Source organism: Pseudosporangium ferrugineum (assembly GCF_003002065.1).
GTDB lineage: Bacteria > Actinomycetota > Actinomycetes > Mycobacteriales > Micromonosporaceae > Actinoplanes > Actinoplanes ferrugineus_A.
Window position 1 is genome coordinate 1 of the sequence record NZ_PVZG01000004.1, and the last position, 12,058, is coordinate 12,058.

The 12,058-nt window shown below is 67.1% G+C and carries 2 protein-coding genes and 3 pseudogenes; all 5 read right to left on the reverse strand.

Annotated elements, in window-relative coordinates; all coding sequences use genetic code 11:
* Positions 1-280: 280 nt before the first annotated feature.
* Positions 281-651, reverse strand: a pseudogene (locus CLV70_RS40950) (transposase); the annotation flags it as partial.
* Positions 628-846: pseudogene (locus CLV70_RS40955) on the reverse strand (helix-turn-helix domain-containing protein); the annotation flags it as partial. The pseudogenes CLV70_RS40950 and CLV70_RS40955, both read right to left, overlap by 24 nt.
* A 164-nt stretch (positions 847-1,010) precedes the next feature.
* A complete protein-coding gene (locus CLV70_RS39065) occupies positions 1,011-1,631 on the reverse strand; it encodes a hypothetical protein (RefSeq protein WP_146164010.1) in 621 nt (206 codons plus the stop codon).
* On the reverse strand, positions 1,628-8,410 hold the full coding sequence (locus CLV70_RS09730; protein WP_106126106.1) for an RHS repeat-associated core domain-containing protein: 6,783 nt from the start codon (positions 8,408-8,410) through the stop codon (positions 1,628-1,630). Before CLV70_RS09730 ends, CLV70_RS39065 begins: the two co-directional genes overlap by 4 nt.
* 71 nt (positions 8,411-8,481) lie before the next feature.
* Positions 8,482-11,988: pseudogene (locus CLV70_RS09735) on the reverse strand (LamG-like jellyroll fold domain-containing protein).
* Between the last annotated feature and the right edge of the window lie 70 nt (positions 11,989-12,058).

The following is a 12,058-nucleotide window of genomic DNA, read 5'->3' on the forward strand; positions in this document are numbered from 1 at the left end:
CCGGCCCGGCGGCCGGCTCCCGCCCCGAGGTGATCTCGGTCGTCATCTGGCGTCTCTCCCTTGATCGGTCGATCAGCCGTTATTTGTACAGTCCCCGTGGATGCATACCACGGGGACTGTTGATGGCCTGAACCATCGCCGTGTCGCCCATACCGGACGGTGCCCGAGCGGACGCGGACGCCGAGAAAGACCAAGCGCCGCAAGTCAGGCGCATCGTCGACGGGACCTGATCGCTCAAGTCCGTCCAAGTGTCAAGGCTGGAAAGACTTGGCACGCAGTCGCCGATCACCTCGCCGGTGCCGACGTTCAGCGCGGCGAACAGGTTGGTCGTGCCGTGGCGTACGTAGTCGTGGGTGCGCTGCTCACTGCGGTCGAACTCGGTCGGCAGTAACGGCTGGGTGCGGTCGAGAGCCTGGATCTGGGTCTTCTCGTCCAGGCTGAGCACGACCGCCCCACCCGGCGGATCGAGATAGAGCCCGACGATGTCGGCGACCTTGTCCGCGAAGGCGGGCTCCTTGGACAATTGAAGGTGCCCTGCTTCTGCGGTTTCAGGCCGTGTTCGCGCCACAGGTTCGCCACCCAGTGATGCGAGACCGGCGTCTTGTCCACGCGGGTCACGTAGTCGGCCATAGTGCGGGTCGACCAGTGCGACAAGCCGGTCTCTGCCGGAGGCGTCGCGAACGTCAGCGCCAGCACGCGTGATCGCACATCGGGGCCGACCTGCTCACGTGGACCGCCGGGCTGCTGCGCCAGCAGGCCGGCCGCACCGTCAGCGGCATACCGGCCCAGCCACAGATCAACCGTCGGCCGCGACACCCCGGCAAGAACGGCGATGCCCTTCTTCATCCGGCCCTCGGCATGCCACAACACGATCCGCCCTCGTGCCGACCGCCGCCGACACCTCAGAGCTGGTCATCAACGCGCGAAGCTCGTCACGCTGCCCGACCGTCAGATCCACCTCGACCGCCAACGACACCATAATCACGTAAAGGCAACAGCATCACGATGCACTAGAGGCTTTCCGGAATCAAAACAACAGATTCCCTCACCAATTCACGATATTGCACTTCCGGCAGCGGGACCCCACGCTCAACACTGGAAACTATTCTGCGCAGGAAGTCAAGGGCATTCACCATTGCCCGATCCGTCAGAATCTCACGCTCCCAGAACGCCTCCCCCTGGGAGATCACAATTTCCTCGTCTCGATATTGCAGCGACGTCACCAGCGGCTCAATCGAGTACTGAATCCAGATGCCCTTACATGTGTCGAGAACCGAAGATGCCGCAAGTCCCGCATCAATACATGTCAGCGCAGCTTGCGCATATGTGCTCCACGGCGAGTCAAGGTCATGCCCGTGAGGGACTGATTCCATCAGACGAGACCTTAATGCCGCATGGTTTCGACCTGCAGACCGCCCCATGGCATACGCCTCTACCTCGGCAATCGCGTCCTGCGCCTCAGGGAAGGCCCACCGGCCGTCCGTGTGTGATTCAACAAGATTCAACAGGGGTGCCAGCCCTTTTCCGCAGAGCGCAAAAACGGTTGCTTTTCCCCGTGGCGTCACGCCCGAAAGCATATCGGCTAAGCGTCGCACCTCGGCACGCAGGCCGCCTTCGTCAAGAGGTGTCATCCGTGCTCGATCCCGCGATCCGTCAGCTGCTGCGCGCAATTGTGCTCAGTCGGCCCACATGGCGTTCGGGCATCCGAACCCACTCGCTTGAGAGGCCACATTGAACCATCATTGTCGGCGATCAAGTTCTCCTCCGCATGCTTGCCTCGACGGCTTGGCACACGGCGGATACGTAACGCATCCGCCGCAGCAGCCTGGCCAGCATCGAAACCATTGCTAGAGCCAGCGACCAGGTTACCTGCATCATCCTGCCCCACAGCGATCACACGCTGGTTAACGGCTGCGGGATGGTCACCGGCTTCGCGAATCTGTTGCGCATAGCCCTTGAGCGTCGGCACATCACACGCCGCGCTGTTGTTGTGCACGAGCACCGACGTCGCTCCGGCGAGCACGTAGTACGTGGGGACGGCGTCCACGGTGAGGTCGTGCATGACCCTGGCGCCGGGATACGTCGAGGTTTCCTTGACGGAAATTGTCAGTCCGTCGGCCGTCAGCAACTTCTCGTCCGGCCCGAGCCGAGCAGCATCGATCCAGGCCTGCCGATCGGCGCTCCAGAAGGGGTGGTTGGCGGTCGTCTGGAGCAAGACGCCACCGCCTTCCTTGCCGACGAATACGTCGGTGAAGGCAGCGTCCAGATTGATGTGGGTGGCCACCACGGTTTGCGGCTTGCTCTTGCCCGGAACCGGGTCGGTGGCCAGGACCTTCTCTCCTGGTTTGACCTTCTCGATCGGCTTCTTGGTGCCGTTGGCCATCAGCACCAGCGTGCCGGGAGCGAAGCTATGGCACGCCTTGGTCGCTTTGAAGAAGCCCTTCACGCCGTCGACCAGGTCACCGAGCAGGCCCTTGCTGCGCGAGACCAGGTTGGCCAGCTTTTTCCACTTCCACGGTGCCCCGTAGCGGGCAGCCAGTTTGCCGATCGCGCCGCCCACCACCGAGGACAAGACGTTGACCGCGGTGTTGATGCAGCCGCCCATGTCGCCCTTGGTGAAGCAGTCCAGCGCATCCGTGATGCCCAGTTCGTCGGCGAGGATCTTGCCCAGCGCCTTCGCCGCGTTGAGGATCTTCGCCTTGGCACGGGCGATGCGGGCCTGCCGCTCCTTCTCGGCTGCCGCCGCCGCGGCCACGGCCCGGGCCTCTGGCGACGCCTTCGGGTTGTTGTACTCGTTGACACCCGGCACCGTCGGGTCATACACACCAGTGCCACCGTGGCGGCCGTCGTTGTGCCCGGCAACCTCGTGGTATTTGCCGGTCGAGTCGACGTAGTCCGCTCCGGGGCCGCAAGCGTCGTCCGAGCAGAACTTCAGGCCGTCGGGGTCCGAGAACGAGATCGGGTTGTTGTTCGCGTAGGCGTACCCGTTCATCTGCTGCGGGTCGTTGACGTCGATGACCGGGTCGATCGAGATGAACCGGCCGGCGATCGTGTCGTACTCGCGGGCGCCGATGTTGACCAAGCCGGTGGTGGAGTCCTGGTTGCCGCCGACGAAGCCCTTCTCCGTCGGCCAGACGCCCTGCGCCGGCTGGGGGCCGCGGGCTTCACCGTACGGGGTGGTGCGCCGGTGCGTGATCGTACCGGCGGCGTCGACGGTGGCGGTGCCCGTGCCGTGGTGGTCGTTGACGACGTAGTGCAGGCCGTCCTTCTTGCGGACCAGGGTCGAGCCGCCGGGCAGGGCGTAGTAGCGCGTCGCCTCGGTGACCCGGGTCTGGTGGTTGAGGCGGATCTCCATGCCCGGCAGGTACAGCGTCGTCTGGTTCGGCTCCTTGCGCAGCATGCGGGAGCCGTCGACGTCGTACAGGTAGCTGGTCTTCTTCCCGGCCGCGTCGGTGACCGACTCGAGGTTGCCCTCGGCGTCCCAGGCGAGGGTCTGCCCCTCGCCGGCCTTGGCGCGGCGGATGGTGTTACCCGCGGTGTCGTAGTCGTACTCGTGGAGTTGCTCGCCGGACGGGGTTTTCTCCGTCATCGCGGCCAGCGTGTGCGGCTGGGCGGCGCCCGGGGCCGGGTAGCTGTAGCTGCGCTCGACAAGCGGGCTGCCGTCGGTCGCGTACTGCTTCTCGGTCTTGCGGTTGCCGACCGCGTCGAAGGTGTACTCGTGGTGGTACGGGGCCACGCCGCCTACGCCGGTGGCGGACGGGCCGCCGGCGCACGGGTCATTCGCCGTGCTGAGCGAGGTCCACGCCTTTTCCATGCGGCGCAGGTAGTCGTAGGTGAAGCACTGCACGTCGCGGGTGCCCGACGGGTTGTTCGCGATGTGCAGGATGTTGCCCGAGTCGTCGTAGGAATAGCGGGCGTCGACGTCTACGACCGGCGCCATCTCCCGGTCGAGGCGCTGGCGCTTGAGGCGCTTCGAGCCCTGTTCGTACTCGTAGGTCGACCAGATCTTCTTGCCGCCGACCAGGGTCTCGGTCTGCATGACCTCACCGGTGCTGGCGTAGTCGACGTCGGTCAGGTACGCCTCGTCGCCTGTGGTGCCGATCAGCCGTTCGAGCGGGTCGTACTTGTAGACGACCGTCTCGTAGTCGAGGCCGCCGCCCTTCGACATGTCGATCGACTGAACCGTGCCGTCGCGGTTGTACTCGGTGCCGAAGGTGTAGGTGCCCGCGAGCTCGGCGCCCGCGTGGTCCGGCACCTGGTAGGTGGTCAGGTGCGGCCGGTAGAACTCGTCGTAGATCGTGTAGTAGGTGGCGTACTCGGCGCCGTCGATCCACCGTGAGGCCGAGGTGGCATAGCCCAGCATCTCCTGGTCGTAGGTCCAGCTGCTGAGCAGCTCACCGGTCACCGCGGCGCCCTTGTAGACGCCGGTCCTGCGGCCGATCTCGTCGTACGTCGTGCTGATGGTGGTCTTCAGGCTGTTGGTCGTGCTGGTGAGCCGGTCCAGGTTGTCATAGGTCATCGTCGACGTGCCGGAGTCCGGATCGATCGACTTGACCTTGCGGCCGAGTTGGTCGTACTCGCTCTTCCAGACGTTGCCGGCAGGGTCCTTGACGGTGTACAGCTGCCCGTTGGGCGTATAGGTGTACTCGGTCCTGTCGAAGGCGCCGGACGGACTCGCGCCCTTGTACTGCAAGAACTGGGTGATCTGGCCGAGCCCGTTGGTGATCGTCGTGGTGGGCGTGCCGCCGGCCGGCGGGTCGACGGAGATCCGGTCGCCGCCGTACGTGGTGCTGGTACGCCACTTCTCGTTACCTGCGACCGCGAAGATCTCGGCCTTCACCCGGTCCGCGCCGTCGTAGACGTAGAGCGTCTGGCCGTCGACGTCGCCGTTGACCGCGGGGTAGATCTCGTCCTGGGGCGCACCCACGGCGGTGTAGGTGGCGTAGGTCTTGGCCAGCTTGCCGGTGGCCGTGTAGAAGGTGTCGGCGATGTTGCGGTTGCCGTCAGGGCCTTCGGACTGAATCTGTCGTGGCCGCAGATGCCCGTCGTGCAGCCGGTACTCGACGCTGTAGGAGCCGTCCTTCTGCCGCCGCTCTGTCTTGATCGCGACCGGTTTGTCGGTCCGCATCAGGTACGTGTACTTGATGCTCGGGTCCGCACCGGCGACACCGCTGCGGTCGGGCAGCCAGACCTTGGTGAGACGGCCCAGAGCGTCGTACTGGAGCTCGCTCAGCAGGTTGTTGGGGTCGACCTGGCTGATAGGGCTGCCCCACGCCGGGGCGTACTTGGTGGTGGTGACGAAGCCGAGCGGGTTGGTCTCCTTGACCTGGGTGGTGAGCCCGTTCGTCTCGGTGTAGACGTTCGTGGTGACGTTGCCTTCCGCGTCCATCGCGGTCCGTGGCCGGCCGTACGTGTCGAAGGTGCCCTCGGATGCCCGGACGTACGTGGCCGTGGTGCCGTCGTGGCTCGCCAGCCGCTCGGATCGGGTCGGGTTGCCCAGCGTGGGCTCGGCGCCGAAGGCCTTGCTGTCGAAGAGGGTCCGCGTGTCGGAGATGACCTGCGTCCTGCGGTCGGGGGTGACCGAGCACTTCACCGACACCGATTCCACCCGCGACACCAGGCCGTACAGGTAGATGTTCGGGTTGTCGGCATACGTGGTGCGAGTGCAGGACTCATCGCCGCTGACGTCGACGTCGCCCTCGTTCTCGCTGCGGGTGATGCGGCCGAAGGTGGTCTCGTACGTCGAGGTCTGCGCGGTCTCGCGCCACCCGCCGGACGCGAGGGCGACCAGGCTGCGGGAACGGGCCGTGTTGACGAACCAGGCCTTCTTGCTGCCCCAGCTGTGGGTCTCGGTCGCGGTGTTGTGCCGCCACGGCGTGGCGATCCTCTTGCTGACGATGTCGGAGCCGGCGTAGACGATGCTCTCCAGCTCGTGACCGGACACCTCGTCGAGGTCGGTGTGGGTGCCGCCGGTGGAGTCCGTGACGGTCACCGTCCGGGTGCCGCCGTCGGGGTCCTTGTCTCCGTGCATGCCGCGCAGGTAGCGGTATTCGGTCTTGGTGGTCTGGGTCTGGCCGTCACCGGCCGTGACGACGACCTTGCCGTAGCCGCGCCATTCGCTCCAAGTGTCGTCCTTCGGGTCGCCTATGCCGTCGGGTTCGGCGTGCCGCCAGGCGGCCCCGTCGAGGTACTGGTACTTGGTGACCATGTCCGGTGCGCCGCCCGTACGGTCGGTTTCGACGACCAGCTCGACGACGTACTTGTGGAACCAGTCGGTGATGGGGTCGCCGGAGCCGAGCGGCGACCACTTGACCGGATAGCATCGCCGGGTGCTCCGGCCCGGGGTCGGCAGATTGCTCTGGCTGCAGTCCGGCTCGGCGTAGTTCACGTCGATCTGACCGCCGGTGTCGGTGTACACGGTGGCCAGGCGGAAGCGAACCAGCGGGGCGATGAAGTCGCCGTCGCGGTCGATGCGGTTGGGCAACTGCAGGCCGCCGAGGGTCACTGCGGGCTGCTCGATGCTGCCGCCGGCCAGGCCCCGGTGGGTGATCTTGTGAAGCCACAGGGTACGCGAGCCGTCACCGTTGTCGGTGAACAGGTGCTCAAGCTTCCACTCGTCCACGGGCGTCCAGGAACTGGTGCCACGGATCTCGGTGATGACGGCGTTCAGGCGCGCGCGGGTCCAGAACGTCGGCATGATCTGGTCGGGCTTGCACTTGCCGTTCGCGGCGCAGTTACGGTCGAACGGCACGTCGGGCCAGCGTGACGCGGTCGCCGAGGTGAGGTCCTCCGGGTCGCAGTCCGGGCTGCCGGCCGGCAGGCACCGCTCCTTGACGTCGAAGCGGACCCGCGCCGGGGCGTTGGTGGTGTAGACGGCATTGTGCCGCTGGCCGTAGTCGATGCGCTTGAGCCAGCCGCCCCGCACGTACGGGACGCCGTTGACGTCGGTCTTCTTCCCGCGCGCGTAGTAGTTGAGCTCCTGCTGGTAGTAGTAGGAACTGACGTTGCCGTAGCGGTCCTTGACATAGTCGAGGTTCCAGCGCCAGCCCTGATCGCAGTAGGCGGACGTGAACGTCGCGTTGTAGCACGGCTCGCCGGAGTCGTCGCCATAGATCGGCACGGTCCAGGCCGACTTCGTCTCCTCCTTGCCGGTGGTCCAGCCGGGCAGGCGGTTGAGCCCGAAGAAGTACTCGGTGCCGTTCGGCGTGGTGACCTTCCAGTGCTCGCCGTCGTTGTCGCCGTTGGCCTTGCCGGTGTCGGTGAGCCGCTCCACCTTCGAACCGTCGTCGTCGGCGAGCTTCCAGGTGCTGCCGGACTTGACCAACTCGGTGGACTTACCGTTGAGCATGACGGTGGCGTTGTCGTACGCCCAGCACTGGTCGGCGTACTGGTCGTGGCCGTCGTCGGAGCATGCCTTGTACTTGCGCTCGATGTAGCCGGGCTCGTAGCTGAATCCCTCACCGATCCAGGAACCCTGGTTGTTCGTGGTGGCGGTACGGCCGTCCACCGACTGCGACGAATAGCCCAGGGTGATGCCCGGCGCTCCGCCGCCCGGCACCGGCGGCGTACGCAGCGGGTACGACCAGGAGAAGCCGCCGGTGGACGGGGCCACCGACCACTTCGACGACGGCGACAGCTGCGTGGCTCCGTAGCTGCCCTGCGACGACGAGTCCGCAGCAGCCAGCGCCAACAAGCTGCCGGTCTGGGTCGGCGCGGAGACGGTCCGGGTCGCGGTGTCGTTGGTTCCCGGGACGGGGGTACCAGCACACTCGGGTTTCTCCGGGGTGGTCAGCGCACATTCGGGCAGCTTGACCAGCCTCAGCCGGGCGCCGAAATCACCGCCGTAAGCGTTGGCGATGCCGGCGTAGCCGACACCGAGCCGAACCGTGCTCGCGGCGGTGCTGCCGTCAGCGCGGCCGACCCGCAGCAGGGGGCCGTCGACCTTCGCCCGCTCGCTGGCGCGGCGATCGAGCACCTCGACGCGGACCTTGCCCGGAGCCGCCACCTCGGGAGATCGGACACCCGCGGCCGGGACGCCGGACACCGTCACCGGAAGGCCGCCTACCTTGCCGGAGGCCGATGCCCGTGCCGCGGACCGGGCGGCACCGGCCTTCGCGGACGGGATCGTGATCTCGGCCGAACCCGCCGTCGGCCAGGCCACCGGTGCGGGAGAGACCGCGGCGGCGAGGGCCGGATCGGGCCGCCGAGGCTTGACCGGCAGCGGCTTGCGCTGGGGCAGAGCCTTGTCGGAGGCTCCGGAGCCGGGCCGCGGCTTGGCGGCGGCCTCGGCTGAGGGGACGACAGTGACCTGCAGGAAGCCGGCTCCGAGGACACCGGCCATGACCCACGACAGCGGCCTGACGACCCGGCGCTCGTACGCACCGGCGCGGGTGAAGAAGCGGGAGAACATGGCCCCTCCGGGGTCGGGAGTTCGGGCGGGGCCGCCGCATGCGTCGGCGGCCCCCGTACAGGTCCGGTGGATCAGAGAGACAGCTGCTCGCGGGTCTGGAGGCTGATCTTCTGGATCAGTTCCGGGTCGGCGGCGCCGTTGTAGACGCGGACGTCGTCGACGGCACCGGAGAGGTACTCGCGATAGGTGTCGTCGAGGAACGCCCGGCCGAGCTGCACCCCGCCGGTGGCGACGAACGGCGTCGCCAGCTCGATGGAGTCGACCCACTGACCGTTGACGTACAACGACATCTCCTTCAGGTAGCCGTTGTGGACGAGGGTCAGGTGATCGCCCTTGCCGATGAGGCGCGGTAGCTCCTCGCCGCCGCGGGCCTGCCAGACCGGGGCCACCTTGTCGGTGCCCGTCGTGGCCAGTTCCCAGAAGCCGTCCTCGTTGCAGCGCACGATGACCGCACTGCTGTGCGCGCCCTTCTGCTAGAAGACGGTCATCGGCCTACCGGCGCAGCTGCTGGTGAGCTTGACTCGGGCGCTGATGGAGAAGCTGTTGGCCATGTCCGGGTTCACCGGTGCGGTCGCGTAGCTGGTGGCCTTGCCGGTGAGGGCGAGGTGGCCACCACCGAGCAGGGACAGCGCCGGGTGCTTGTAGATCGTGGCGTCGGGGCTCAGCGTGAGGCCCGTACCACCGCGGTCCTCAACGCTCACCTTGTTCGTCTCCGCGTTCAACCGCCAGTACGCGAGCCGGGTCGGCGCCACCTTCTTCAAGCCGTCGACCTCCTCGGGGAGAATCAGCCGGTCAAACACCGAGACGTCGGCCATGGCACCCTGCCAGTGGTGGACGTATCCGCCCTTCTCGACCCGCCGGCCCAGCTGCAACGGGCCCCGGGATCGGGTCAGGGAACGACGCTGGGAGACCACGGGCGCGGCCGAGCCGACCTGTAGGGACATCTGCCGGTCGACCGCGTTGTACGAAGCGGTGACGTACGTCCATGTCGTGGTGGCAGCGGCGCCGGTCACTTTCCACGTCCCGAGCGAGTTGACGTCGGTCATGGGCAGCTCGAAGGTCCACGCTCCGTTCTCGACACCCAGCGAGAAGCCGGCCTCACCGGATCCGTCCTGGCTAACCGCCGTCTGGACCCGCGCCGGATCGTCGGCCTTGAACCAGCCGCTGACCGTGAAGCTGGCCGAGGTGTCGGGCAGCACACGCTTGGCGGTGGCCAGGTAGCTGTTCGCCGTACCGTCGAAGCGGGCTGCGGTGTCGGAGGTGCCGCCAGGACCCTCCACGCCGAAGGCCACGCCGCTACCGGCCACGGCGTCGTTCTCGCCGGTCCGGTCCTCGGCGCCGCTCTCCCCGGCAACCTCGGACAGCGACCACTGCGCCGCCGGTGGCTGCTTGCCGACGCGGAAGGTGCAGGACGCGATGGTGCTGCTGCGGCCGGCCCGGTCCACGGCCTCCACGTTGATCGTCCGCGGACCCTCCTTGTCGGGGTACCAGTTCTCCAGCGTCACCGGACCACCGGCCGTGGAAGGCCTCAGGAAGTTGCCCGGTTGGGGATTGGTGTTGAAGCCGTACCGGTACTCCACGACGTCGGTCGCGGCGGAGTCGAAGGTGAAGTGCCCGGGCACGCCGATCGAGCCGTGCCAGTCGTCGTCCTCGACACACATCGGCGCGGTGCCGGTGCCGTTGTCCACCGCGTCCGACGGCAGATAGAGGGCGGAGTCGACGTCAGGTGCGGTGGGACTGGTCTTGTCGAACAGGAACTGGCAGACGTTGCGGGAACCGTCGGAACTCCAGGGACCCCAGCTGACGCCGTCGCTGGCGTGAACCTCCCACGAGATGACGACGTTCTGCGGCAGGACGTTCTCGGGAATGGTGTAGGAGAACTGGGATCCGCTGGCCTTGAGCACGGTGGTGTAGGTCTTGGTGACCAGGGAACCACCGGGCGGTGTCCATGTCACCTTGAACTCGGCCTTGATCTGCTCGGTGTGCTTCGACGAGTGGTCGGGATCGCGCAGTACGGCATTGAGTCGCGGCGGGGTGTCCACGTACTTCGCCGCGCTGCCGTACACGCATTGACCGCCGGGAGACGTGGTGAGTTCGCTCTGGTTGGCGATCAGCGGCGCGCGGTTGTAGCGCACCGAGAGCAGGCCGTTGTCGCAGAAGCGCTTGCTGTGCGTGGAGTCACCTTCATTGGTGGCCTTGAGGCCGAGGATGATGGAGCTCAAATTCTCCGAGACGACGCGATCGAGCGCCTCCTTGACGTTCCAGCTCGCATTCTGGTTCGTCGACGTACAGCTGCCCTGAGTGCTGGTCGGCGACCTCGTGTCGAGGAACGTGTTGTTGCTCCAGTCGGAGCCGCCCGGTTGGTTGTTCCAATTCGTCGCCGAGTTGATCTTGGAGGTGGGCGGCATCATGTACAGCGATGCGGCACGCGCGGTGGAGTTGTACGCGTGCTGCATCGTCACCCGGAACTCGGCACTGAGGATGCTCTTCCCGGTATACGGTGTGGACAGCTGGTAGAACAGCCGCTTGACCTTCGAGTTGTTGCACTGCTCCGGGCACAGGCCGATCCGCTCGTGGCGCTTGCCGTCGAACTTCCAGTACTCCTCGCTGGGGTAGCCGCTGTCGACCATGGCCCAGCCGCTGTTGGTGCTGCTCTGCCACACCGGGTCGATGTAGAGCGGGAACCTGGTGTCCGGCCCGGTGAGCAGGGCCTCGTCGGGCGTCAGCGTGAGGGTGCCCTGCGCATAGTCCAAGCCGACCGGCGCCACAACGGAGCTGTCGCCCGGCCCGCGGGCGTCCGCCGGCACGCCTTGCGGCGCGGTCCCTGCCGCCCTGCTGCGGGTCGTGACCGCGCTCTGCGCTGCGACCACTCCGGATCCGCTGTCCCACATCGTCGGCGCGTCGGCTTCCAGGACCGGGTTGCCGGTCACCGGGTCGAGTGCGACGACCCCGCCTTCGGCCGTCTCCTGGATGGTCAGGCCCTCGCCGGTCACGCCGAGCCGTAGGTTCTGCAACTCGGGAAGCTCGGCCGCTTCCGGCGTCTTGAGTACCAGGACGTGTGAGAAACCCTCGACGGTCACGTTCGCGACCAGGTCGACGTCCGGGAGGACGTTCTGGTACTTCGCCTGGTCGCCGACGATCACCGGTGCCGGCAGCTCGCCGTACGGCCAGGTGAGCGTCATGCTGGCCCGGTCACGGGCGACCACCATCAGCGGACTGCCGCGGCCGGTGGACAGGCGCATCTCGAGCACGGCGGCGGCGGGCCCCAGAGACCCGTCCTCGCGCGTTGTCAGACTCGCATCCGCCGGCATCCAGGCGTCTCCCCGCGTGACCCGCACCGGCTGGGCGTAGTCGTTGGCGATCAGGGTGCCGTCCGGCTGGGCGAACACGTCGCGGTACTCGCTGCGCTGCGCCAGCACCTCGACGGGCTGCTGCAATTTTCTGGCCGCGACCAGCGCCTCGGCCTCGGTGTCACGGACCGGATCGGTCTCGACGGCGGCCGCCGGCACCACCGGGGGCGCCGGGTCGGGCTGGCGCACGAGCACCGTCGTGGTCATCAAGCCTGCCAGGCCCAGCACCAGTCCCAGCGTGGACGGCCGGGCCCGCCTCCGCGTACGACTCATCACCGCACGGTCCTCCCCCGTTGCA